The organism is Streptomyces sp. NPDC034037, from assembly GCF_055575715.1.
In genome coordinates, this window is record NZ_JBVISC010000009.1 from 149,306 (window position 1) to 171,858 (window position 22,553).

23 protein-coding genes and 1 pseudogene are annotated in these 22,553 nt (G+C 71.6%); 18 read left to right on the forward strand and 6 right to left on the reverse strand.

Annotated elements, in window-relative coordinates; all coding sequences use genetic code 11:
* Positions 1–35: 35 nt before the first annotated feature.
* The 7 genes from ACZ516_RS28715 (at position 36) to ACZ516_RS28745 (ending at position 7,222) form a co-directional block, all read left to right on the forward strand.
* Positions 36–1,247, forward strand: a complete 1,212-nt coding sequence (locus ACZ516_RS28715) for a pyridoxal phosphate-dependent aminotransferase (RefSeq protein ID WP_361085944.1) — start codon at positions 36–38, stop codon at positions 1,245–1,247.
* Between the two features lie 427 nt (positions 1,248–1,674).
* A complete protein-coding gene (locus ACZ516_RS28720) occupies positions 1,675–2,976 on the forward strand; it encodes a VWA domain-containing protein (RefSeq protein WP_358914098.1) in 1,302 nt (433 codons plus the stop codon).
* The gene (locus tag ACZ516_RS28725) at positions 2,976–3,758 is read left to right on the forward strand and encodes a hypothetical protein (RefSeq protein ID WP_469012343.1); all 783 of its coding nucleotides are present in this window, start codon (positions 2,976–2,978) and stop codon (positions 3,756–3,758) included. The genes ACZ516_RS28720 and ACZ516_RS28725 overlap by 1 nt, the downstream gene beginning before the upstream one ends.
* Positions 3,759–3,869: 111 nt before the next feature.
* Positions 3,870–4,463, forward strand: a complete 594-nt coding sequence (locus ACZ516_RS28730; RefSeq protein ID WP_358580186.1) for a histidine phosphatase family protein — start codon at positions 3,870–3,872, stop codon at positions 4,461–4,463.
* Positions 4,464–4,559: 96 nt separating this feature from the next.
* On the forward strand, positions 4,560–5,462 hold the full coding sequence (locus ACZ516_RS28735) for a TIGR03619 family F420-dependent LLM class oxidoreductase (RefSeq protein ID WP_469012345.1): 903 nt from the start codon (positions 4,560–4,562) through the stop codon (positions 5,460–5,462).
* A gap of 32 nt (positions 5,463–5,494) precedes the next feature.
* Positions 5,495–6,130, forward strand: coding sequence for a hypothetical protein (locus tag ACZ516_RS28740; protein WP_469012348.1), 636 nt, complete (start codon positions 5,495–5,497; stop codon positions 6,128–6,130).
* A 261-nt stretch (positions 6,131–6,391) separates the two neighbouring features.
* A complete protein-coding gene (locus ACZ516_RS28745) occupies positions 6,392–7,222 on the forward strand; it encodes an endonuclease I family protein (RefSeq protein WP_469012350.1) in 831 nt (276 codons plus the stop codon).
* 23 nt (positions 7,223–7,245) lie between these two features.
* Here ACZ516_RS28745 and ACZ516_RS28750 read toward each other — a convergent pair whose 3' ends face one another.
* Positions 7,246–8,214, reverse strand: a complete 969-nt coding sequence (locus ACZ516_RS28750; protein ID WP_469012352.1) for an aldo/keto reductase — start codon at positions 8,212–8,214, stop codon at positions 7,246–7,248.
* Positions 8,215–8,353: 139 nt separating this feature from the next.
* Here ACZ516_RS28750 and ACZ516_RS28755 point away from each other — a divergent pair, with 139 nt between their 5' ends.
* Together ACZ516_RS28755 and ACZ516_RS28760 are read left to right on the forward strand one after the other, a co-directional pair.
* Positions 8,354–9,166 carry an SAM-dependent methyltransferase gene (locus ACZ516_RS28755; RefSeq protein WP_361086971.1) on the forward strand — a complete coding sequence of 271 codons (813 nt, stop codon included), beginning with the start codon at positions 8,354–8,356 and terminating at the stop codon, positions 9,164–9,166.
* A gap of 301 nt (positions 9,167–9,467) precedes the next feature.
* A pseudogene (locus ACZ516_RS28760) lies at positions 9,468–10,147 on the forward strand (MFS transporter); the annotation flags it as partial.
* On the opposite strand, the gene ACZ516_RS28765 reads toward ACZ516_RS28760, so the two are convergent.
* Positions 10,048–10,557, reverse strand: coding sequence for an ATP-binding protein (locus ACZ516_RS28765; protein ID WP_361086974.1), 510 nt, complete (start codon positions 10,555–10,557; stop codon positions 10,048–10,050). The pseudogene ACZ516_RS28760 and the gene ACZ516_RS28765 overlap by 100 nt on opposite strands.
* Positions 10,558–10,714: 157 nt before the next feature.
* Here ACZ516_RS28765 and ACZ516_RS28770 point away from each other — a divergent pair, with 157 nt between their 5' ends.
* Together ACZ516_RS28770 and ACZ516_RS28775 are read left to right on the forward strand one after the other, a co-directional pair.
* Positions 10,715–11,536 carry a helix-turn-helix domain-containing protein gene (locus ACZ516_RS28770; RefSeq protein WP_469012354.1) on the forward strand — a complete coding sequence of 274 codons (822 nt, stop codon included), beginning with the start codon at positions 10,715–10,717 and terminating at the stop codon, positions 11,534–11,536.
* Positions 11,533–11,781: a DUF397 domain-containing protein gene (locus ACZ516_RS28775; RefSeq protein ID WP_469012357.1), complete on the forward strand. Its 249-nt coding sequence runs from the start codon at positions 11,533–11,535 to the stop codon at positions 11,779–11,781. Before ACZ516_RS28770 ends, ACZ516_RS28775 begins: the two co-directional genes overlap by 4 nt.
* Here the strand turns inward: ACZ516_RS28775 and proP are convergent.
* Entirely contained in the window at positions 11,763–13,244 is a 1,482-nt protein-coding gene (gene proP / locus ACZ516_RS28780; protein ID WP_469012359.1) for a glycine betaine/L-proline transporter ProP, read from the reverse strand. The genes ACZ516_RS28775 and proP overlap by 19 nt on opposite strands.
* A 152-nt stretch (positions 13,245–13,396) precedes the next feature.
* On the opposite strand from proP, the gene ACZ516_RS28785 reads away from it, so the two are divergent.
* From ACZ516_RS28785 to ACZ516_RS28810, 6 genes are all read left to right on the forward strand, one after another.
* Positions 13,397–13,957, forward strand: a complete 561-nt coding sequence (locus ACZ516_RS28785) for a nitroreductase family protein (protein ID WP_361086986.1) — start codon at positions 13,397–13,399, stop codon at positions 13,955–13,957.
* A 241-nt stretch (positions 13,958–14,198) separates the two neighbouring features.
* Complete coding sequence (locus ACZ516_RS28790) at positions 14,199–14,333, forward strand: hypothetical protein (protein ID WP_469012363.1); 135 nt, start codon at positions 14,199–14,201, stop codon at positions 14,331–14,333.
* 227 nt (positions 14,334–14,560) lie between these two features.
* Positions 14,561–15,394: a hypothetical protein gene (locus tag ACZ516_RS28795; protein WP_469012364.1), complete on the forward strand. Its 834-nt coding sequence runs from the start codon at positions 14,561–14,563 to the stop codon at positions 15,392–15,394.
* A 53-nt stretch (positions 15,395–15,447) separates the two neighbouring features.
* Entirely contained in the window at positions 15,448–15,690 is a 243-nt protein-coding gene (locus ACZ516_RS28800) for a hypothetical protein (RefSeq protein ID WP_469012367.1), read from the forward strand.
* 218 nt (positions 15,691–15,908) lie between these two features.
* Positions 15,909–16,784, forward strand: a complete 876-nt coding sequence (locus tag ACZ516_RS28805) for a 3-hydroxyacyl-CoA dehydrogenase family protein (RefSeq protein ID WP_469012368.1) — start codon at positions 15,909–15,911, stop codon at positions 16,782–16,784.
* Positions 16,785–17,363: 579 nt separating this feature from the next.
* Positions 17,364–17,996, forward strand: a complete 633-nt coding sequence (locus ACZ516_RS28810; protein ID WP_469012369.1) for a TetR/AcrR family transcriptional regulator — start codon at positions 17,364–17,366, stop codon at positions 17,994–17,996.
* Here the strand turns inward: ACZ516_RS28810 and ACZ516_RS28815 are convergent.
* Positions 17,977–18,180 carry a hypothetical protein gene (locus ACZ516_RS28815; protein ID WP_469012372.1) on the reverse strand — a complete coding sequence of 68 codons (204 nt, stop codon included), beginning with the start codon at positions 18,178–18,180 and terminating at the stop codon, positions 17,977–17,979. The genes ACZ516_RS28810 and ACZ516_RS28815 overlap by 20 nt on opposite strands.
* A 97-nt stretch (positions 18,181–18,277) precedes the next feature.
* Positions 18,278–19,120: a LysR family transcriptional regulator gene (locus ACZ516_RS28820; protein ID WP_361086998.1), complete on the reverse strand. Its 843-nt coding sequence runs from the start codon at positions 19,118–19,120 to the stop codon at positions 18,278–18,280.
* A gap of 72 nt (positions 19,121–19,192) precedes the next feature.
* Between ACZ516_RS28820 and ACZ516_RS28825 the strand changes: the two genes are divergently transcribed.
* On the forward strand, positions 19,193–20,410 hold the full coding sequence (locus ACZ516_RS28825) for an MFS transporter (RefSeq protein ID WP_469012375.1): 1,218 nt from the start codon (positions 19,193–19,195) through the stop codon (positions 20,408–20,410).
* Here the strand turns inward: ACZ516_RS28825 and ACZ516_RS28830 are convergent.
* Positions 20,388–22,130 carry an endo-1,4-beta-xylanase gene (locus tag ACZ516_RS28830; protein WP_469012377.1) on the reverse strand — a complete coding sequence of 581 codons (1,743 nt, stop codon included), beginning with the start codon at positions 22,128–22,130 and terminating at the stop codon, positions 20,388–20,390. The two genes, ACZ516_RS28825 and ACZ516_RS28830, sit on opposite strands and share 23 nt — an antisense overlap.
* Positions 22,131–22,553 lie beyond the last annotated feature (423 nt).

The following is a 22,553-nucleotide window of genomic DNA, read 5'->3' on the forward strand; positions in this document are numbered from 1 at the left end:
AAACCAAGTAACTCACGTCACGGGAGGCGCAGCGCATGGAGTTCCGGCAGTCGAGCAAGCTCAGCGAGGTCTGTTACGAGATCCGGGGCCCCGTCATCGAGCACGCCAACGCCCTGGAGGAGGCGGGCCACAGCGTGCTGCGCCTCAACACCGGCAATCCCGCGCTCTTCGGCTTCGAGGCGCCCGAGGAGATCGTCCAGGACATGATCCGGATGCTCCCCAAGGCCCACGGCTACACGGACTCACGCGGCGTCCTGTCCGCCCGCCGCGCCGTCGCCCAGCGCTATCAGGCGCTCGGCCTCGACGAGGTCTCCGTGGACGACGTCTTCCTCGGCAACGGCGTGTCGGAGCTGGTCACGATGGCCGTCCAGGCGCTCCTGGAGGACGGCGACGAAGTCCTTGTCCCCGCGCCCGACTTCCCCCTGTGGACGGCCGTGACGACCCTCTCCGGGGGCAAGGCCGTGCACTACGTGTGCGACGAGTCCGCCGACTGGTACCCCGACCTGGACGACATGGCCGCGAAGATCACCGACCGCACCAAGGCGGTCGTGATCATCAACCCCAACAACCCGACGGGCGCGGTCTATCCGAAGGAGATCCTGGAGGGCATCCTCGACCTCGCCCGGCGACACGGCCTGATGGTCTTCGCCGATGAGATCTACGACCAGATCCTGTACGACGACGCCGTGCACCACAGTGTCGCCGCGCTCGCGCCCGACCTCGTGGTCCTGACCTTCTGCGGTCTGTCCAAGACCCACCGCGTGGCGGGCTTCCGCTCCGGCTGGCTGGTCGTCACCGGGCCGCGCCAGCACGCGAAGAACTACCTGGAGGGGCTCACCATGCTCGCCTCCATGCGGCTGTGCCCCAACGCCCCGGCGCAGTACGCCATCCAGGCGGCGCTCGGCGGCCGCCAGTCGATCCATGAACTGACCGCGCCCGGCGGGCGGTTGCACGAGCAGCGCGACCGTGCCTGGGAGAAGCTGAACGAGATCCCGGGTGTCTCCTGCGTCAAGCCGAAGGGCGCGCTGTACGCGTTCCCGCGCCTGGACCCGAAGGTGCATGCGATCCACGACGACGAGAAGTTCGTCCTCGACCTCCTGCTCCAGGAGAAGATCCAGGTGGTCCAGGGCACCGGCTTCAACTGGCCCCGCCCCGACCACTTCCGCATCCTCACCCTCCCCCACGCCGACGACCTCGACGCGGCGATCAGCCGCATCGGCCGCTTTCTGAGCGGCTACCGTCAGTGACACCGGCCGGGCCCCTCGCGTAGAACTCGCGCCGTTCCCCGCGCCCCTGGCCTCCCGGCCGGGGCCGGCCCCGGACCTGCGGGCGCGTCGTGGTTGTTTGCGCAGTTCCCCGCGCCCCTACCCTCCCGGCTGGGGCCGGCCTCGGACCTGCGGGTGCGTCGTGGTTGCTCGCGCCGTTCCCCGCGCCCCTACCCTCCCGGCTGGGGCCGGCCTCGGACCTGCGGGTGCGTCGTGGTTGCTCGCGCCGTTCCCCGCGCCCCTGGCCTCCCGGCTGGGGGCGGCCCCGGGCCTGCGGGTGTGTTGTGGTTGCTCGCGGCACGTCGGCGGCGTTCTGGGCCGGCCTGGGGGCAGTCTCCCCGGCGCTGCTCGCGGGTGCCGCGACGTCGGCGTTTTGGGGGATGTGGGGCAAGATCAATAGTATCCGGCGATGATCACAAGACAACGGCCGGCGGCCTGGGTCATCGCCCTGCTCGCCGCCCTGACCGCCGGGATCGTCACGGCAGGCCCCGCCGCCGCCGATGACGACGACGAACCGGCGCAGCCCTCCCCCAAGGTCGAGCTGGTGCTCGACGTCAGCGGCTCCATGCGGGCCCGCGACATCGACGGCAAGTCCCGCATGGCCGCGGCCAAGCAGGCGTTCGGCGAGGTCCTGGACGCCACCCCCGACGAGGTCGCGCTCGGCATCCGTACCCTCGGCGCCAACTACCGCGGCGACGACCGCAAGGCCGGCTGCAAGGACACCGAGCTGCTCTACCCCGTGGAGCGCCTCGACAAGGCGGGCCGCACCGACGCGAAGACCGCCGTGGCGACGCTCGCGCCGACCGGCTGGACCCCGATCGGCCCGACGCTGCTGAAGGCCGCCGACGACCTGACGGACGACACGGCCGAGCGCAGCCGCCGCATCGTGCTGATATCCGACGGCGAGGACACCTGCCAGCCGCTCGACCCGTGCGTCGTGGCCCGGGAGATCTCCGCCAAGGGCATCCACCTCACCATCGACACCCTCGGCCTGGTGCCGGACGCCAAGACCCGCGACCAGCTGAGCTGCATCGCGGAGGCCACCGGCGGCACCTACACCTCGATCCGGCACACCGATGAACTCGCGGGCCGCGTCAAGCAGTTGGTGGACCGCGCCGCCGACCCGGTGGTCACCCCCGTGGCGGCGAAGGGCGCCGCGCAATGCACGGACGCGCCCCGGCTGAAGTCGGGCCTGTACACCGACCGCGAGGAGTTCGGCGAGCACCGCTGGTACCGGGTGGACGTCCCCGCGGGCAAGGAGCTGCGGGCCTCCGTGAGCGTGGCGGCCGACCGTGCCGTCCATCAGGACTACGGCGTGCTGCTGCGCGCCGAGACCGAGGGCGGGCGCGAGATCGTACGCGGCCAGGAGTCCGGCGACGGCCGCACCGACGTCATCTCGACCGGCCTGCGCTACCCGAGGCCCGAGGCCGACGACATGGACGAGGAGGACAAGTACGGCGCCACCGAGACGGTCTGTCTGCGCGTCAGCAACTCCTTCTCCGCCCCCGCCTCGGTGAAGAAGACGCCGGGCCTGCCCGTCGAGCTGGCCGTCGACCTGGTGGACTCCCCCGACGAGGCCTCGGACGTCGCCGCCTTCGGGCTCGGCCACGGCTGGTGGCTGCTCGGTCTGCTCGTGCTGGTGGGCTTCCTCGCCGGTCTGGTCTGGGGCTGGCTCTCGCGCTGGCGCTTCGCGGTCTGGAGGACCAACTGATGCATGCGACCCGAGCGTGGGGACGGGCGGCCCTGCTGGCCGCTGCCGCCCTGCTGGCCTTCCCCGGAGCCGCCGCCGCAGACAGCGACGACAGCGACGATGCCGCCCCTGCCGAGGCGGGCACCTCCTTCCGTACCGCCACCGCGATCCGCCCCGACCAGGAGGCCACCGCGGAGGCGTCCACGGGCGACTACCTGTACTGGGCGTTCCCGGTGGACTCCGGGCAGCGCGCCACCGTGCACGCCACGGTGAAGCTGCCGGACGCCGCCGCCCGGCACGCCGCGTCCACCTGGCAGGTCGACGTGTACGACGGACTGCGGCGCCGCCAGGCCTGCCGGCTCGGCACGCCGAAGCGGACGGCCGGGCCCGACGCGGGGTCGGTCTCGCTGTCCTGCACGCTGCGGACCGTCCGGGCCTGGTCGGAGCAGTGGGCGAACGACCCGCTGCCGGGCACGTACTACCTGCGGCTCACGGTCACCGACCTGAAGGCCGACGACCTGGGGCTGCCGGTGCGGGCCGAGGCGAAGGTCACCACGACCGACGCGGGGGGCGCGCAGGCCGTCGACGGGTCGCTCGGCGAGCCGCTCGTGCCGGGCGCCGGTTCGGACCGGGACGAGCCCGCCGCCCTGAGCGAGCCGGAGGACGGCTGGTCCTCGGGCTGGTGGTCCTCGCGCTGGCTGTGGACGGCGGCCGGCGGCGTCCTCGCGGCCCTCGCCGGGGTCGGCGGATACGCGCTGACCCGCGGCTCGGGCCGCCCCGCGCGGGCGCCGCAGGGCCAGTAGCCGCGCCCTCGGCGGGCCCGCCCCGCGGATGATCCGCGGGGCGTGGCAGGCTCGTCGGTGGCCGGGCCGCACGGTCCGGCCACCGACGACAAGAACAGGAATGGCGCGACCATGGGCGATCTGCTCCTCGTCCGGCACGGCGAGACGTCGTGGGCCCTCACCGGGCAGCACACCAGCTGGACGGACATCCCCCTCACCGACAACGGCAGGAAGCAGGCCCGCTCGCTGGCCCCGCTCGTCGACCGGTTCCGGATCGGCGCGGCGTTCACCAGTCCGCGCCTGCGCTCGCGCGAGACGGCGGAGCTCGCCGGGTTCCCCGACGCGTCCGTCGACCCCGATCTGGCCGAGTGGGACTACGGCGCGTACGAGGGCGTGACGACCGTGGAGATCCACCGCACCCGGCCCGACTGGTACCTCTTCACCGACGGTGTCGCCCCCGGCCCGCCGGAGCACCCCGGGGAGAGCCCCGAGGAGGTGGGCGAGCGCGCCGACCGCATGCTGGCCAAGGTGGACGCGGCGCTCGCCAACAGCGAGGGCAGCGTGGTCCTGTTCGCCCACAGCCACTTCCTGCGCGTCCTCACCGCCCGCCGCCTCGGCCTGCCCGCGTCGGGCGGTTCGATGTTCCTCATGGCCACGGGCACGATCAGCCGCCTGAGCACGGAGCACGGCCGCCCGGTGGTGGCCAGCTGGAACCTGCGCCCCTGAAGTGCCGCGCGCCCCAACGGACGCCGTCGGCAAGCCCGTTCGGCGTCCGCGCGGCGGGATTCGACACCCGCGTCCTTGATCTCCAAGACTGGCGTCATGCGATATGGCGTGAACCTCCTGAACTTCGGCTCCGGCACCACCCCCGACTCCCTCGTGCGGCAGGCCGCCGACGCCCGTGAACTCGGCTTCGAGTTCGCGATGATCTCCGACCACATCGCGGTGACGCCTGATGTCCACGAGGTCTATCCGGCGCCGTTCTACGACCAGTTCGTGCTCGCCGCGCACCTCGCGGGGCGGGTGCCGGGGTTGCGGCTGGGGACCACGATCACCGTGATCCCCTACCGCCATCCGCTGCAGACCGCCCGCCTCGCCGCCAACCTCGACCGGCTCAACGCCGCCGGCTTCATCCTCGGCGCCGGGGTGGGCTGGTCCGCCGCCGAGTACGCGGCGCTCGGCGTCCCCTTCGGCGAGCGCGGTGCGATGACCGACGAGTACCTCACGGCGATCCGCGCCGCGTGGCGCGAGGACCCGACCTCCTTCCACGGCACCTACGTCTCGTACGAGGGTGTCCGCACCGCCCCCGCGCCCGCGTCCCGCCGGCTGCCGGTCTGGGTCGGCGGCAACTCCCGGGCCGCGCAGCGCCGCGCGGCCCGCCTCGGCGAGGCCTGGCATCCGTTCATGCCGACGGCGGCCGCGCTGCGTGAGGCGCTGCCCTTCGTCGCGGCCGAGGCGAAGGCCGCGGGCCGCCCCGTGCCGGATCTCGCGCCGCGCCTGCAGATCCGGCTCGGCGCCCGGCCGGACACCCCCGACCGCCCGCTCGGCCACGGCAGCGTGGACCAGGTGGCCGACGACCTGGCGACCCTCGCCGGGCTCGGCGCCACGGACGTGCTCCTGGACACCTACCCCGGGACGCCCGGCGAACGGGCGGGCGCCGACGACGACCGGCGCGTGCTGGAGCTGGTGATGTCAGTGGCACAGGGCACCATCGGTACCAGGTGACGCCGACCGACGCGGGAAGGGGTGCGGGCGCCATGAAGCCACCCACGGCCACGCAGCTGCGGATCATCGAGGCCGCGGATCCGGAGACGGGCCGCCTGTCCGGCAGCGACGCCCAGCTGGCGGGTTTGGTGCGGGCCCGCCTGGCCTTCCGCCATCCGCGGCCTCCGCACGCGTACTTCCTGACGCCCGCGGGCCACCGCCTGCGCGGGGCGGCGGAAGCGCCGGCCGCCGAGCCCTCGCCCGCCGAGCCCGTGGCGGCCCCGGGGGTCTTCGCCGCCCGCACCGGCACGGAGAGCGCGCCGAGCGGCAGTGAGGGGGCCGCGCGGGCGCGGGAGGTCCGCAGCGCGTGGGAGGGCCTGGTGGAGCTGCGCCGGATGACGAACACCGACGGCGCCCGGGACCGCCCCTGCGCGTGGGAGCGCACGCATCTCATGCAGGCCGCCGCCCTGGCCCTGGAGGCGGCCGGTCTGCCTCCCGCCCGCCCCGGCGGCGCGGGTTACGAGGTGACGGACACCCCGCAGCCCGAGGCGGTCGCCGTGCGCGAGCCGTCACCGGAGGGGCTGCGGGCCTGTGCGGCGGCGCTGGAACGGGCGGGTTGGCAGACCGGCGAGCACACGGCACCGCGCGGCGGGGGCCGCTACCTCCTGGCTTCCCCGAAGCGCACCTGACCGCCCCCGGCAGCACCCTGACCTCGCGCCTGTGACCAGCGGGTTCGGGCAGATCACCGCAGGGTGGCCGCTACCGGACACGGCTCACGCGCGCCGCGTGAACGCGTACATGACATCGTTACCCGACCGACCCAGGACGTTCACACGCCCGTCCGCACATCCATGTCACTCTCCCGATGGTTGATCGGTCAACTCGCGTAGAACGCGCGCTCATTGGACGGCGCACGGCACGTGAGACCTCCGGGAAAGGACCCACCCCCCATGCACGTCCCGCGCGTACGCCGCTGGAAACCCCTCGCCCTGAGCGCCGCCGCCGTGCTCGTCGGCCTCACCGTGCCCACCACGGCCACCGCCTCCCCCGCCCCGGCGGCCCCGTCGGCCCCGGCCTCCACGTATGCCGGCGCCTACGACGACACGTACTACCGTGACGCGCTCGGCAAGACGGGGCCCGCCCTGAAGTCCGCGCTGCACACGATCATCGCCAAGCAGACCAAGGTCTCGTACAGCCAGGTCTGGGACGCCCTGAAGACCACCGACCAGGACCCGGCCAACAGCGCGAACGTGATCCTGCTCTACACCGGCGCCTCGCGGAGCAAGAGCAGCAGCGGCGGCGACCAGGGCGACTGGAACCGCGAGCACGTGTGGGCCAAGTCCCACGGCGACTTCGGCACGGCGACCGGCCCCGGCACGGACCTCCACCACCTGCGCCCGGAGGATGTCACGGTCAACAGCATCCGGGGCAACAAGGACTTCGACAACGGCGGCGGCGCGGTCGCCGGGGCCCCGGGCAATCTCACGGACGGCGACTCCTTCGAGCCCCGGGACGCGGTCAAGGGCGACGTGGCCCGCATGATCCTCTACATGGCCGTGCGCTACGACGGCGAGGACGGCTTCCCCGACCTGGAGCCCAACGACCGCGTGGACAACGGCAGCGCGCCCGCCATCGGCCGCCTCTCCGTGCTGAAGCAGTGGAGCGACGAGGACCCGCCGGACGCCTTCGAGAAGAACCGCAACCAGGTCATATTCGACAAGTACCAGCACAACCGGAACCCGTTCATCGACCACCCGGAGTGGGTGGAAGAGGTCTGGTGACGCCCCGCCGCCGACGGCGTGGTTCAGCCGTCCTGACCGAGCGCGTCCAGGTCCGCGAGGTCCTCGGGGCTCAGGGTGAGGGCGGCGGCGGCCACGTTCTCGGCCAGGTGCGCCGGGGATGAGGTGCCCGGGATGGCCAGCATCGCCGGGGACACGGCGAGCAGCCAGGCCAGGGTGACCTGCGCGGGGGTCGCGCCGTGCCGGGCGGCGACGGCCTCGACGCGGCCGAGGTCGGGGGCGCCGGTCCCGCCGAAGGGGAAGTACGGCACGAACGCGATGCCGTCGCGTGCGCAGTGGTGCACCAGCTCGGCGTCGGGCCGCTCCAGCGGACTGAAGCGGTTCTGCACCGCCGCCACCGGGGCGATCGTCCGCGCCTCGGCGAGCTGCTGCGGGGAGGCGTTGCTGACGCCGAGGTGGCGGATCACGCCCTCCTCGCGCAGCGCCGCCAGGGTGGCGAAGCGGTCCTCGCCCGGCCCGTCGCTCCCCAGGAAGCGCAGGTAGACGAGGTCGAGGTGGTCGCGGCCCAGCTCGCGGAGGTTGCGGTGCACGGCCCTGCGCAGCTCCGCGGGGTCGGCCGGGTCCGTCCAGCTCCCGTCCGGCAGCCGGCCGGGGCCGACCTTGGTGGCGATGACCAGGTCCTCGGGGTAGGGGTGCAGGGCGGTGCGGATGAGGTCGTTGGCGGCGATGTCCTGGAAGAAGTAGAACGCCGCGGTGTCGATGTGGTTCACGCCGAGGTCGACGGCGCGCCGCAGCACCTCGACGCCCCGCGCGGGGTCGTGCGCGGGCCCCTCCCACGCGGGCGCGGGCAGGCGCATCGCGCCGAATCCCATGCGGTGCACGGGGAGTTCGCCTCCGATGAGGTACTGGCCCGCGGCGGCGGCCGGCCCGCCGACAACGCCGCCCCCGTCCCCGTCCCTGTCCCTGTCCCCGGGATGCCCTGTACCGGGCGAATCGTAGGTGCCGCCGTGCGTGCCGTGCTCCGTGGTCGTCATGGCCCACATTCTGCGACACGTGCATGACGGGATCCGGCCACGGGCAGGCACTTGACCGGTGCGCCCCACCGTCTGGATCGCCGTCTAGATTGGTGCTTGATCGTCGCACCACATGACGCAGGTTTCCAGGAGGCTCCTCGTGACAGAGAACGACCCCCAGCTCGGTTCCGCCGCCGACGTGCGCGCCCGCATCGACACCAGCAAGCCGCACTCGGCCCGCTTCTGGAACTACTTCGTGGGCGGCAAGGACCACTACGAGAAGGACCGTGAGCTGGGGGACCACATCAAGGAGATCTTCCCGGGCCTGGTCGACGTGGCCCGCACCAGCCGCCTCTTCCTCGGCCGCGCGGTGCGTCACCTGGCCACGGAGCGGGGCGTGCGGCAGTTCCTCGACATCGGCACGGGCCTGCCCACGGCGGACAACACGCACGAGGTGGCGCAGCGCGCGGCCCCGGACTCGCGCATCGTCTACGTGGACAACGACCCGCTGGTCCTCGCCCACGCGCGGGCCCTGCTGACCAGCACGCCCGAGGGCGAGACGGCGTACATCGACGCCAACCTCTACGACCCGGAGGCCATCTTGCGGGAGGCCGCGAAGACGCTGGACCTCTCGCGGCCGGTCGCCCTGATCATCCTGAACACGCTCGGCCACGTCGCCGACCACGCGCAGGCCCGCGACCTGGTCTCCCGCCTCATGTCGGGCCTGCCGTCCGGCAGTTACCTGGTGATAAGCGATTCCACCGCCACGAGCGAGGGCATGATCGCGGCGTCGGACGAGTACAACAAGAGCGGCGCGATCCCCTACTACGTACGCGGTGTGGAGGAGATCGGCGCCTTCTTCGACGGCCTCGAACTGGTGGAGCCGGGCGTCACGCAGGTGACGCGCTGGCGCCCGGAGTCCGAGGACCCGACGGAGGTCGACGCGTACGGGGCGGTGGCCCGCAAGCCGTAGCCCGGCCTCGGCGGGGGGGGCCACCACATCACCGGTGCCCGTGCGCTCGCTCGCCTGCGACGAGCGCACTCCGGTGGTGTACCCGCGGATCAGTTCTGCGCCGCCAGGATGGGGCCCGGGCCTGATCGACCGGCAAGATCCGCGGCCAACGCGGAACAGCGCCGTGCCCCCGCCGCGCCTGACGGCGGCTCGCATCATTTACGGGCCAACCCTTGTGCGTCCACCGGCTCCCGCTCCTTGTCGTACGCCGCCCGCGCCCGCGCGATCGTCACGCGGTGGCGTTCCGCCCAGCCGGTGCGCCCTCTGCCAGGCCCGCGCGGCCCGGCCCCTGCTGTGACTGCGCCTCTTCCGCTCCCGCGCCCTGACCGGCGCCAACGCCGTGCAGGTCCTGATGATCGCCGGGGTGTACGGCTTCCAGTACATCGGCGCCCTCTACCTCCAGCGGGTCCTCGGCTTCGGCGAGTTGCGGACCGGCGTCGCCTTCCTGCCCGCCCCCTCGCCATCGGCGTGCTGATGCTCGGCCTCTCCGCGCAGGTCATCGGCCGCTTCGGCGCCCACCGCACGCTGCTCGCGGGCCTCGCCCTGATCACGCTCGGCCTCGCGCTCCTCGGCCGCCTGTCCGCCGACGGCTCGTACGTCCTCGACGTCCTGCCCGCCATGCTGCTGCTCGGCGCGGGCTTCGCCGCCGCCATGCCTGCCGTGACCGGCCTGGCCATGGGCGGCGCCGCCGAGGAGGACGCGGGCCTCGCCTCAGGCCTGTTCAACACCACGCAGGTCGTGGGCGGTTCGCTCGGCCTCGCCTTCCTGACGACGCTCGCCGCGAGCCGCACACGGACCCTCACCGGCCGGGGCGCGGACGCCCTCGCCGCCACCGCCGACGGCTACCGGCTCGCCTTCTGGGTCGCCGCCGACATCTCCGCTGCCGGCCTCGCGCCGGTCGCGGCTCTCCTGCGTCCGGCCTCCTCCCCCAAGGGCAGGTGAGCCCAGACCGTCTTGCCGACCTGGCGCGGCACCACGCCCCACTCGGCGGCCAGCGCCGCCACGATCACGAGCCCCCGGCCCGACTCGTCGTCGGCCTCCGGGGGTTCCGGCGTCTGCGGAGGCATGAGTTCGGTCCGCGTGTCGGACACCTCGATACGGAGCGTGTCCATGACGAGTGTCAGGCGGACCTCGAAGTCGCGGCCCGGCACCCGGCCGTGCGTGGCCGCGTTCGCCGCCAGCTCCGCGACGATCGCCTCGGCGGCGTCGGACAGTTCGCTGTCGTACGCGATGCCCCAGCCGTCCAGGTAGTACCGGGACAGTCGCCGTGCGAGGCGGGCGCCCCGGGGCGTGGCGCTGAGACGTTGGGTGAATTCCCGCTGCGGGGTGGCGGGACGGGCTTCGGTTGGCATGGCGACCACCGTGGCCCCGCCGGAAGCCGTACGCCAGCCACCAAACCCGTACGCTCCGTCAGCGTACGAGTACTAAGGGTAGACAAATGCGGTAACGGAGTGTGACCATTGGGGGTGTTGGCGGGGATCGGTATACGAGCGTCGGGGGTTTCCCGTGATGTCGTCAAGCAGCAAAGAGCCGGAGTCGTCGGACGGTCTGAAGACCTTCGGCGCCGTTCTGAAGAGCTTCCGCAAGCGGGCGGGCTCGACCCAGGAGGCACTGGCCGACGAAGTGGGGTGCTCCTCCCACTTCCTGGCCTCGATCGAGCAGGGCAGGCGGTTCCCACCACCGGGCTTCGTCGACCGCTGCGAGGCGGCGCTGGACGCGTTCGGCACGTTGCGGCTCGCGGCGAACCAGCTTTCGCGCCAGCCGGGGCTCGCGCGTTGGTTCCGCCAGTGGGCCCGCCTGGAGCGAGAGGCGATCGCCCTCTATACGTACGAGTGTCGGCTGATCCCGGGTCTGTTGCAGACCCCGGCGTACGCGCGGACGCTCTTCGTCAATCAGCTTCCGCCGCTGAGCGACGAACAGATCGAGGAGCAGTTGGTGGCGCGGCTGGAGCGGCAACGGCTGCTCACGGAGCGGCCGAACACCGAGTACAGCTTCATCCTGGAGGAACACCTGTTCCTGCGCCGCACGGGTGGGCACGACGTCACCATGGAGCTGATCGACCACATTCTGGAGCTGGTTGAGCACAGGAACATCGAAGTGCAGATCATGCCGGTTGTGAGGGAGACCCATGCAGGACTTGACGGACCCATGCGCCTGCTGGAGAGCCCGGACAACAAGTGGTTCGCCTACGCCGAAGGGCAGGAGAGCGGCCAATTAATCTCCGACCCAAAAGTGGTCAGCATGCTCCAGATGCGGTATGCCAAGATGCGCTCACAGGCTCTCTCGTTCGAGGACTCCGTGAGCCTGTTGAAGCAGATGCGAGGAGCATGATGGGCACCCCCGAACTGGCGTGGTTCAAAAGCAGTTACAGCGGCGGCTCCGGCGACGACTGCGTGGAAGTCGCCCTGGCGTGGCGCAAGTCGAGCTACAGCAGCGGCGGCGACGGGGACTGCGTAGAGATCGCCCCCTGCGCCACCGCCATCCACGTACGCGACTCCAAAAACACCGAAGGGCCCCAGCTCGCGCTGAAGCCCCACGCGTGGGCGCGGTTCGTGGACTACGCGTCCCGCGGCTGACGCTGGGTCTGGACGAGTTCCCTGGCCTCCTCGTCCGTCGCCACGGACGGCGGGGAGCCCTCCAGGGGCTTCTGGGCCGTCTCCTTCATCGCGGCGACCGCGATGATGCCGACCAGGCCGGCCAGCATGGTGTAGAAGGCGGGCATCAGGTCGTTGCCGGTGGCGCCGATGAGCGCGGCGACGACCAGCGGGGTGGTGCCGCCGAAGAGGGAGACGGAGATGTTGAAGCCGATGGAGAGCGAGCTGTAGCGCACGTCCGTCGGGAAGAGGGCGGGCAGCGAGGAGGACATGGCGCCCAGGTAGCAGACCAGGGCGAGGCCGAGGATCAGCAGGCCCGCGAAGACCGCCGCCGTGCCGCCCTGCTTGATGAGCAGGAAGGCGGGGAGGGCGAGGACGAAGAAGCCGAGCGAGCCCGCCATGAGGACCGGCTTGCGGCCGACGCGGTCGGAGAGGCGGCCCACGGAGTTGATGAGGGCCATCAGGATGAGCATGACGACGACGATGGACATCAGGCCGCCGGTCTCGCCGAAGCCGAGCTGGGTGAGGTAGGTCGGCATGTACGACAGCAGCATGTAGTCGGTGATGTTGAACGCGGCGACCAGGGCGATGCAGAGCAGCATGGCGCGCCACTGGCCGAAGAAGGACTCCTTGAAGGACTTCTTCTGGCGCTCGGCGGCCGGGCCGTCGCCGTCCTCCATCTTCTGGAAGGCGGGCGACTCGTCGAGCTTGAGCCGCAGGTAGAGGCCGATGAGGCCGAGCGGGGCCGCGACGAGGAAGGGGATGCGCCAGCCCCAGGACTGCATGGCGTCGTCGCTGAGCAGCGCGGTGAGGGCGGTGACGAGGACGGCGGCGACCGTGTAGCCGATCAGGGTGCCGAACTCCAGGAACGAGCCCCAGAAACCGCGGCGCTTGTCGGGGGCGTACTCGGCGATGAAGGTCGCGGCGCCGCCGTACTCGCCGCCCGTGGAGAAGCCCTGCACCATGCGGCACAGGACCAGGAGGACGGGCGCCCACACGCCGATGGAGGCGTAGCTCGGGATCAGGCCGATGGCGAGGGTCGCCGCCGACATCATGATCATGGTGAGGGCGAGGATCTTCTTGCGTCCGACGCGGTCGCCGAGCGGCCCGAAGAACATGCCGCCGATGGGACGCACGAGGAAGGCGGCGGCGAAGGTGGCGAGCGAGGAGAGGGTCTGCGCGGTGTCGTTGCCGGAGGGGAAGAACTCCTTGCCGATGATGACGGCGAGGTAGGCGTAGACGCCGAAGTCGTACCACTCCATGGCGTTGCCCAGGGCGGTCGCCTTCACCGCCCGCTTGACCTGGGCTTCCTCGGTGACGGTGATGTCCGACTGACGCAGCCGGGGGTGTTTGCGGCGGTGGATAGCGCGGAAGAGCGCGCGGTGCCGGGCGATGGCCTCCGGAGCGGGCGGTGCGGGTATCTCTGGTGCTTCGGGGGCGCTCACGGTGTCTCGATCACTCTCTCATCGGCGTCGGTCGGTCATCGTTGATCACTCGTCTGCCCTGCCGAACCCGGATCAACACTGCCGATCCGATCAATACCGCAGCCGCGATCAAGGCCGGAATACGCACGCGGGGTGGCCGGTTGCAGCGGAACATGGCCCATCCTCAGGAGCCGCCCAGCGGCATACATCCGCTGCTCGCGGGACGTTTCAGCCCCTACCGGTTCGATCCGTCGGCGGTCGTCGATGACGAGGCCCTCGGGTTGCTGCTGGAGGCCGTGCGGTGGGCACCGTCGGCGGGGAACTCCCAGCCGTGGGGCTTCTTCGCCTGCAGGCCCGGTGAGCCGGGGCACGACCGTGTCCTCCCCCACCTCGCGCCGAGTTCGGCCCGCTGGGCGACGGACGCGAGTCTGCTCGTCGTCACTCTGGCGCGGCGGTACGTCGATGACACCGAGCTGCTCTACTCCGAGTTCGCGGACTACGACCTCGGCCAGGCGGTCGCGCACATGACGGTGCAGGCCCAGGCCATGGGGCTGGCCGCGCACCAGTTCCGGGCCTTCGACCTGGAAGGCCTCACCAAGGAACTGGCCCCGAACCCAGGCTGGGCAATCGTCTCCATGATCGCCCTGGGCAAAACGACCGACGCCCCACCCCAGAACCGCACCCGCCACAGCGTCGCCCACTTGCGCTCCGCCCCCTGGTCACCGGCGGAGTGAGCATGGACAAGGAACAGGCCCTTATGGGGGTTCTTCGTCGTGTTGTTAAGCGTGCTGTCGCTGGGCGGTTTCGCTGCGGCATGGGCCTCATTTCGCCTGCACTCACGAGGGCGATGGATCGAGGCGGACATCGTCCGGGTACGTGAGGCCACGTATTCCGATGGTGACTCCCGCTTCTATCCGGTGGTCGCGTTCACCCCGCCGGGCGGAGAACGCATCGTCGAGCAGGGACAAGATCGGAGTGCGGTACGACCCGGCCCGGCCGAAGCGGATCGAGATCGAGGGGTACGAGCGCGATGCAACCGCCATGGGCCTCCTCGTCGGGGTCGCGATGGCGGGCGGCGCGATACTCATGTTCCGCGAGGCATTCGCGTGAGCGCCTGTTGTCGTTCCGACTTCTGAGTGGAATTCACGTCTCGAAGGAAGCCGAAACGGCCCACAGCAGCAGCCCCTTGACCACCAAACGCCAGCAAGGCCCGTGAGGCCCGGGAGAAACCAGCGCGGAGCGGCTCACCGCGCCGGAGATCGCGGGCACTTGGGGTGGAAGCGAGCCCGTCGGCGGGTGAGGGGCCACCATCCGCACCCGGCCTTACGATCAGCCGCATGTCGATCACATCGCCTGTACCGGTCCTGCGCTCGTCCAATGGTGACCAGCTTCGCTTCGACGGTGACGCGCTGGTGTTGCACCGGAAAGCCGAGGAGGTCCGGATACCGCTCCTGGCGATAGATCACATCCACTGCCAGGGGCGTGCCTTGACCCTCGAACTCGCCGGCCCCTCCGGGACAGTGCCTGCCGTGCACCGCGTCGACGATGTGAGCGAGGCTGCCGCCGCCCTGTTCGCCGACGCCGTCACCCCGCTCCTTCCCGAGCGCCCCGAGGGTGCCGACGGCTCGAAGCTCGTCACCACCCGTGCCGTCACGGAGTCCCGACGAGAGGGGGACAAGCGAAGGCTCAGGGTGTGGGGGACCGCTGTCGTCCTCGTGTACGCCGGTCTCGGCGCGGCTGTCGCGGCCCATGGTGTGTGGACCTTCGCGTTCTTGATCCTGGTGCTCGGCCCCCTCGGCGTGGGGCTCACGGCAATCGGCGCCGACATGGTGCGGCTGCGGTACCGCTCCTGGTACCTGCGCCGCCACGGCGTCACGGTGGAGGCGAGGAGAGTCGGGGAGGCGCGCGTGCTGGGCGGCGCGTTCGGCGCGTTCGTGTACACCGACATGCACGGCGTGGACCGGAGCGTGGACGTCAAGAGCCGTGCCGCGACGGTCCAGGTCGCCTACCACCCGAGCAAGCCGGGCACCGTGACCGAATACGGCACGCGATCCAGCCGCGCGGGCGACTCCGTCGCCGCCCTGTGCTTCCTCGCCTTCGGCCTCCTGGTCGACGCGACGGTCATCGGCGTGGCGATCGGCTCCTTCCAGGGCGCGTACCCGGGCTACTGAGACGGCACGGCGGGGAGTCGAATGCCGGTTTCGTCGTGAGGAGTTGCTGCCCTATGTCCGCACACCCGCACGGAGGGCACCGCACGTTATGGCGGTGGGCCGTCGCGCTGTGGCTGGTCATCGTGGCCGTTGCGGGCGGCCTGACCCTGTGGTGGGACGAGTCGACAGAGCCACGGCGGTACGGCTGGGAGGAACCCGGCCCGACCCCGTCGCTCCCCCAGGAATGGCAGTCGCCCTGCGCGGGCGCCACGCCCGACGAGAGTGGCCGGGCGGCCTGCTTCAACCGGACTCGTTAGCCGGGCCCGGCGATGCGGGTGGGGGCCTCCTCGCGGACCCGGGCGGGGACGCTCTGCACGGCGTAGGCCGGTGCGGGCGCCTTTGACACCGCAGGGGGCTCGCTGGGCGGTCCATTTGCATACACGGTGTATCCGATACACCATGTATTAGATAGCGGGCGCCGCCTTGCCCCCCGGTAGGGCGTCCCGCCTCGCCCCGCTCTGAAAGAAGCACCGCCATGGCTTTCACTCTCCCCACCGCCATCGAATCCCGCCCGGTCGCGGTGATCGGCGGCGGTACCCTCGGCCGCCGCATCGCCCTGATGTTCGCCACCCGCGGGGGCGACGTGCGGATCTACGACCCCAGCCGGGCCGTCGGCGACCAGGCCGCCGCCTTCGTCGCCGAGCACGTGGCCGACGTGGCCGCCACGGTGGACGGTGGCCGCCCCGGCAAGGCCTCCGCCCACACCGAGGAGTCGGCGGCGCTCGCCGGCGCCTGGCTGGTGGTGGAGGCCGTGCCCGAGCGCCTCGACCTGAAGAAGCAGGTGTTCGCCCGGCTCGACCAGGACGCGGAGCCCGACGCGATCCTGGCCAGCAACTCGTCGTCGTACCCGACGAGCCAGTTCATCGACGGCGTGGCGCACCCCGAGCGGGTGCTGAACATGCACTTCTACATGCCGCCGCAGCAGGTCGCCGTCGACCTGATGTCCGACGGCAGGACCGACCGCGCGGTACTGGACTTCCTGCTGAGGGAGCTGCCCCGGTACGGCGTCCACCCCTTCGAGGCGCGCAAGGAGAGCACCGGCTTCATCTTCAACCGCATCTGGGCCGCCATCAAGCGCGAGTCGCTGGCCGTGGTCGCCGAAGGCGTCTCCACCCCGCGCGACGTGGACCGGATGTGGGAGATCAACATGGGCCTCAAGGCCGGACCGTTCCGGATGATGGACCAGGTCGGCCTCGACGTCGTGCTCGACATCGAGAACCACTACGCCGCCGAGAACCCCCACCTTCCCGAGGGCCCGCGCGAACTCCTGCGCCGCTACGTGGACGCCGGCCACCTGGGAGCGAAGACGGGACAGGGGTTCTATGACGACTACCGGTCCCCGGGCGCTTAGCGGGCGTACGTGCGGCCGGTCCTACGGGTGTGCGACGGCCCGGACCCTGTCGGCGGGGGTCGGCGGCCGTCGCACCACGCGCTGCCGGCCGGGACCGGGCCGCCCGACGGCAGAGGCCGAACCGAGGGTATGAGCCCCGGACCGCTCACACCGGGACGCCCAATCCTCGCAAGAGGGCGCCGGCCTGAGGTGCGATGCCGTTCACCGCACCCAGGACGATGCCGATCACGCTGTCGATCAGACCTCCGACGACAGGCAGACCCATGAGCACTCCTTCGTAGATACCTCTAATACGGACGATTCACGATATCCACAAAAGTCTGGTTTGTGCGGTCACTTGGCGGTTTACCTCAGTTCGTGTCAGCAGTCGTATGCCACAGGCTCGTCGGCGTATCCGGGACGGACGGCGTCAGCGGCCCGGCACCAGCCGGCTCCGACTGAGAGCGTGCCGAGGAGTCAGCGGAGACTGGGGTTGAAGCACAAGCTCAGGGCGTGCTCTGAAAGTCCCGCCTGCCTGGCGACGCTACTTTCACCACACGCCTTAGGCTGCTCGTTCCCGCCCCAGGAAAGGCCCCCCGCGTGCCCAAGACTCCGACCAAGCGCCGGCCCGTGACCCGAGCCGCGCTCCTCGACAGCGCCCAGACCCTGTTCACCGAGCGCGGCTTCCACGCCACCTCGATCAGCGACATCGTCGAGCGCGCGGGGCTGACCAGAGGGGCCTTCTACTCCAACTACCGCGACAAGGAAGAACTCTTCCTCGCCCTCTACGACGTGCACACCGACAGCCTGCTCGCCGCGCTGCGGGAGGCCTCGGTGGGGCCGGGCAGCCTCGACCAGCTGCTCGCCCGATTCGGTGAGCGGGCCCGCGAGCCGCAGTGGTTCCTGGCCTCCATGGAGTTCACCCTGCACGCCGCCCGCCACCCGGAGTTGGCCGCCGAGCTGGCCGAGCGCGAGGAGCGGCTGGTCGAGGGGTTGGCCGAGCTGCTGACAGCGGCACTGGCCCGGCTGGGCCTGCGTCCGACCATCGCCGTCACCGACCTGAGCCGCCTGATGATCTCGCTGTTCGAGGGGCTGGCCGCGCTCCGGGCCAGCCACGGCACCCATGACGACGCCCGACAGCTGCCGCAGCGGGTCACCCCCCGCATCCTCCAGGCCCTGACCGAACCCGTGGGAGAGCCCGGCGCCGACGGAATCATCCCCGCCGGTATCTGACCACGCCCATGCCGAGGCTGACGGCGACGAGCATGGGGAGCGGGCGGACCCAGGACTCCTGAACCCCCGCACCGGTCAGGGTTCCGACCACCCCGTACAAGAGGTAGAAGGTGCCGGCCACCAGGGCGAGCGTCGCCAGCCCTCGCGCGCGGGTGCCGCCCCGGACGGTTCCTCGGTCATGCATCGGTACTCCCCCTGTGTGCGCCATCGAGAACGAGCGGGCCAAGGAGTTACCCATGCCCCCGCAGCCGCGGGCGAAGCCGGGGTCGGGCCGAAGCCGGTCAGAGGGTGCGGCGCAGTGCCGTCTCCACGGCGTCGATCAGCGGATCGCCTGCCGTTCGCGGGTGGCGGGCCAGGCCCAGCTCGATGTCGGGCAGGGCGGGCAGGGCGGCCGTGTCGTGGCAGGCCATGGCCGGTTCCAGGTTGGCGGGCAGCAGCGCCGACACACCCAGCCCCGCCCGTACCGCCGCGAGCACACCGACGAGGCTGTTGCTCTCGAAGACCACGCGCGGACGCCGGCCGGCGCGTTCCAGCGAGTCGAGGACCGACCTGCGCCAGACGCACGGCTCCGAGAACAGCACCACCGGCAGCGGATCGGCCCGCACGTCCACGCCCGGGCCGACCGCCCACACCAGCGGGCGGCGCACCGTCCAGCGCGGCGGCCCCGGCACCCACCGCGCCTCGTCCAGGACGAGCTGGATGCGGCCCGCGTCGTACGCCACCCGCATCTCGGCGTTGGAACAGCTCAGCACCTCCAACGTCGCGCCCGGGTGCAGCCGGGCGAGATCGGCGAGGACCTGCGGGAGCTGCGACGCGGCGAGGTCTTCGAGGAGCCCGACGCCGCAGCGCCCGGTGAGCGCGTGCCCGGTCTCGGTGAGCGCCGTCGCGCACAGGGAGAGGATGCGTTCGGCGTACGGGAGCAGTTCCTCCCCTGCCCGCGTCGGCGAGACGCCGGACGGCGACCGGTGGAGCAGCGGCCGCCCGACGGCGCTCTCCAGCCTGCGCACGTGCTGGCTGAGCGCGGGCTGGGTGTGCCCCAGCTCGGTCGCGGCACGGCTGATGCTGCCCGCCCGTACGGCGGTGACGAACGACCGCAGCAAGGCGGTCTCCAAGTCCTTGGCCATAAAGATTCATTATGTCGGCTCAAGTGAATACGCCTCTACCTATGGGGCGTTGGACGATCTAGCGTCGGCTGGGTGACCGGATACCGACAGGTGCTCGCCGTGCCGGGCATGGCACCGCTGCTGGCCGTCTCGCTGCTCGCACGCGTCGCGATCACGGCCGACGTGATGGCGCTGACGATGTACGTCGTGCTGAGCCTGGACATGAGTTACGCGGCCGCCGGCGGGATCGCGGCGGCGCTGACGGTCGGGCTGGCACTGGGCGGGCCGCTGCTCGGCCGGGTGGTCGACCGGCGGGGCCTGCGGGTCGTGCTGGTCGCCACCTCCTTCACGCAGGCTCTGTTCTGGCTGACCGTGCCGCTCCAGCCGTACGGGGTGCTGCTGGGCACCTCGTTCGCCGCGGGCCTGCTGATGGTGCCGGCCCAGCCGGTGGCCAGGCAGGCGATCACCGCGATGACGACGGCGGGGCAGCGCCGGGCCGCGTTCGCGCTGGAGTCGGTGCAGGGCGAACTGTCGTACATGCTGGGCCCCGCGATCGTCGTCCTGTGCGCGGCGAAGACGTCCCCCGAGGCGGTGGCCTGGGGTGTCGGGGCGGCGATCGTGGCGGGCGGGGCCGGGATCGCCCTGCTCGACCCGCCGCTGCGCGCCCGGGGCGAGGTGGCGGCCGGCGCGGTGGCCCGGCCCCGGCGGCGCGCGTGGCTGGACGCGCGCATGGTCGCGGTGCTGACGATGGCGTTCGGCGTCACGACGCTGGTCAGCGCCGTGGATCTGGCCATCGTCGCCACCCTCGCGGAAGCGGGTCAGGTCTCGTGGGCCGCCGTGGTCATCACCGTGCTCGGCGGGGCCTCGGTCGCCGGGGGGCTGCTGTACGGCGCGCTGCCCCGGACGCTGCCCACGTGGCTGCTGCTCGGCCTGCTGGGGCTCGTGACGCTTCCCGCCGGGCTCGCGCACGAGTGGCCCTGGCTGTGCGTGGCCGTGATCGGCAGCGGGCTGCTCACCGCGCCGACCTTCGCCGCGGTGTCCGCCGGGGTGAGCGGGCTGGCGCCGGCCGGCGTACGGGGCGAGGCGACGGGCCTGCAGTCCTCGGCGCAGGCCGCGGGTCTCGCGCTCGGGTCACCGATGGCCGGGCTGGCGATCGACGCGTCCGTCCCGTCGGCGGGCTTCGCGGTGGCCGGCCTGGCGGCCCTCGCGACGGCGCTGACGGGGTACCTGCTCTCCGGCGGCTCCGCCTCGTCAAACGCCCCTGGCGGAACAAGACGCTCTTTGACCCTCACGCCTCGTCAAAGGCCTTGAGCAGACGCTCGTACGCCCGCTTCGGCCGCAGGGCCGCGTCCCACGGCAGGGAATCGGCCGTGCGCGGAGGATAGATCCGGGTGTCGGCGGTGGAACCGTACCGGTCGGTGAATCCCCAGGTGGAGAACGATGTGCAGTTCGGCTCCTCCAGGCAGACCCGCAGCTTGCCCGCCATCTCATCCGCCTGGGTCTGCCGCCCGTCCTCCTCGTCCTCACCTATGGGGACGTCCATCTCCGACACCCGCGCTTGCAGCCCGAGTTCCGCCAGATCCCGCACATGGCCGCGGAAGGTCTCCGGGTCGACGCGGTCGCCGGGCTCGTACTCATGGTTCTGGAAACCCACGCCGTCGATCGGTACGCCGCGTTCCTTGAGCCGCTCGACCAGAGCGTAGAGGGCGTCCCACCGCTCGCCCTCCTCCTCGACCCCGTACTCGTTGAGGAACAGCCGTGCCTTCGGATCGGCCCGGCGGGCGGCCCTGAACGCCTCGTCGATGTACTCCTCGCCCATGGCCTCGAACCACGGGCTCTGCTCGGAGCGCAGCCCGAGGTCCCCGTTGGTGTAGCTCTCCTCGTCGTCGGACATGGGCTCGTTGACCACATCCCATTCCGCGACCTTTCCCTTGAAGTGCCCGGCGACCGTGGCGATGTGCCGGAGCATGGTCCGGCGCACCTCCTCGGGGTCGTCGTTCTCCCGCATCCAGGCGGGCAGCGCCTCGTGCCAGACGAGGGTGTGCGCGTGCACCTTCATGTCGTTCGCGCGGGCGAAGCGTACGAGCAGGTCCGCGTCGCGGAAGTCGTGGGCGCCCCGGCGCGGGTGGAGGAACTGCGGCTTGAACGCGTTCTCCGGAGTGAGCATGGAGAACTGGCTCCCCGCGAGCGCCCGGTAGCGTGCGTCGGTGAGCAGCGGGTTCTCGGCCAGGGCGGTGCCGACGTCGAACGGCCGCCCCACGTCTGCGGCCCGCGTGCGCAGCGAGTCGTCGGACTGCTCCTGGCGCAGCCGCGGCGCCTTGATCACGCGGAGCGAGTCACCGCTCTCCGCCCGCGCGCTCAGCCGCGTCAGACGCCATCCCTCGCGGCGCTCGTCCTCGCCCGCGTCCGCCTCCAGACCGAACCAGACGGTGCCCTCGGCGAACACCCCCGGGTCCCGCACGGTTCCCAGCCGCCGTCCGTCGGCTTTCACGCGGAAGGTGTCACCGATGCTCGACACGGCGAGCGTCACCGTCCCGGAACAGCCGCAGTCGAAATCCTCGGAGATGGCCGGCTCATCGCCCTCGCCGTCCCATACCTGCACCTTCACCTGTCCGTCAGCGGTCACGCCGACGCGGAGTGAGGGCCGCTCCTGCCGCCACTCGTCGTAGATGACCGGTACACGTCCGTACAGCCGCAGCCATGAGTCGCCGCCGTCGTCACCCACGCCGGTCATGCGCGCGGTGACGGTGAAGTCGCCGTCGGACCTGAGATGCGGGCCGGCCACGTTCAGCGGCGGGTTGGGCTGTCCGCCGGAGGAGTCCTGCTCCACGATGCGCCGATCCAACGCGGCGACCTGCAGGACGTCGTTCCGCGCGGTGGTGCCCGGCATCCGCGTCCAGTCGTGGTTCCGCAGCAGATCCACGTCGTTTCCGCCGCCCGCGTCTTCGCCCCGCCCCGTACACCCGGCCACCACCGCCATGACGAGCGCCACGGCGGTCAGCCGCCGCCCCGTCCCCCCACCCAGGCCCACGGCCCCTCCCACTCTCTTGTTCGAGACGGGGTCAACGTCTCGAAACCGGGCCACAGTTCATCACAGGTGAGGCGCAGGTGAGGTACGGCGGCCGCGCGGGCACAGCACTCGGCGGCGTGGCCCTTCCGCCCGACAGTCAGCCGGTAGGTCAAGGTGACGCTGCGATTAGGCTGATGCTCTGCCGCCAGGTCGGCGACGTCGAACCTGGTCGCGCCGAGATGCCCGGCGGCACGCCCGGCCATCGGCTCCGCCACCGCAGCGCCCCGGACACTGACCCCGTCTTGACGGGTATACGTCACGCTCAATCTCTGGTAGGAAACCTTCCTAACAGTACGTGGAGCGATGAACTCCCCCTTCTGGAGGCCCTCGTGGAAACCCCCCACTCCCCGCACCACCGCTCGCGCCCCCTCACCTCCCGCCGCG

What these genes read in the sequence shown, in the direction of transcription:
- ACZ516_RS28715 (WP_361085944.1), top strand. Translation starts at nt 36, where the DNA reads ATGGAGTTCCGGCAGTCGAGCAAGCTCAGCGAGGTCTGTTACGAGATC.
- ACZ516_RS28720 (WP_358914098.1), top strand. Translation starts at nt 1,675, where the DNA reads ATGATCACAAGACAACGGCCGGCGGCCTGGGTCATCGCCCTGCTCGCC.
- ACZ516_RS28725 (WP_469012343.1), top strand. Translation starts at nt 2,976, where the DNA reads ATGCATGCGACCCGAGCGTGGGGACGGGCGGCCCTGCTGGCCGCTGCC.
- ACZ516_RS28730 (WP_358580186.1), top strand. Translation starts at nt 3,870, where the DNA reads ATGGGCGATCTGCTCCTCGTCCGGCACGGCGAGACGTCGTGGGCCCTC.
- ACZ516_RS28735 (WP_469012345.1), top strand. Translation starts at nt 4,560, where the DNA reads ATGCGATATGGCGTGAACCTCCTGAACTTCGGCTCCGGCACCACCCCC.
- ACZ516_RS28740 (WP_469012348.1), top strand. Translation starts at nt 5,495, where the DNA reads ATGAAGCCACCCACGGCCACGCAGCTGCGGATCATCGAGGCCGCGGAT.
- ACZ516_RS28745 (WP_469012350.1), top strand. Translation starts at nt 6,392, where the DNA reads ATGCACGTCCCGCGCGTACGCCGCTGGAAACCCCTCGCCCTGAGCGCC.
- ACZ516_RS28750 (WP_469012352.1), bottom strand. Translation starts at nt 8,214, where the DNA reads ATGACGACCACGGAGCACGGCACGCACGGCGGCACCTACGATTCGCCC.
- ACZ516_RS28765 (WP_361086974.1), bottom strand. Translation starts at nt 10,557, where the DNA reads ATGCCAACCGAAGCCCGTCCCGCCACCCCGCAGCGGGAATTCACCCAA.
- ACZ516_RS28770 (WP_469012354.1), top strand. Translation starts at nt 10,715, where the DNA reads ATGTCGTCAAGCAGCAAAGAGCCGGAGTCGTCGGACGGTCTGAAGACC.
- ACZ516_RS28775 (WP_469012357.1), top strand. Translation starts at nt 11,533, where the DNA reads ATGATGGGCACCCCCGAACTGGCGTGGTTCAAAAGCAGTTACAGCGGC.
- ACZ516_RS28785 (WP_361086986.1), top strand. Translation starts at nt 13,397, where the DNA reads ATGGCCCATCCTCAGGAGCCGCCCAGCGGCATACATCCGCTGCTCGCG.
- ACZ516_RS28795 (WP_469012364.1), top strand. Translation starts at nt 14,561, where the DNA reads ATGTCGATCACATCGCCTGTACCGGTCCTGCGCTCGTCCAATGGTGAC.
- ACZ516_RS28800 (WP_469012367.1), top strand. Translation starts at nt 15,448, where the DNA reads ATGTCCGCACACCCGCACGGAGGGCACCGCACGTTATGGCGGTGGGCC.
- ACZ516_RS28805 (WP_469012368.1), top strand. Translation starts at nt 15,909, where the DNA reads ATGGCTTTCACTCTCCCCACCGCCATCGAATCCCGCCCGGTCGCGGTG.
- ACZ516_RS28815 (WP_469012372.1), bottom strand. Translation starts at nt 18,180, where the DNA reads ATGCATGACCGAGGAACCGTCCGGGGCGGCACCCGCGCGCGAGGGCTG.
- ACZ516_RS28820 (WP_361086998.1), bottom strand. Translation starts at nt 19,120, where the DNA reads ATGGCCAAGGACTTGGAGACCGCCTTGCTGCGGTCGTTCGTCACCGCC.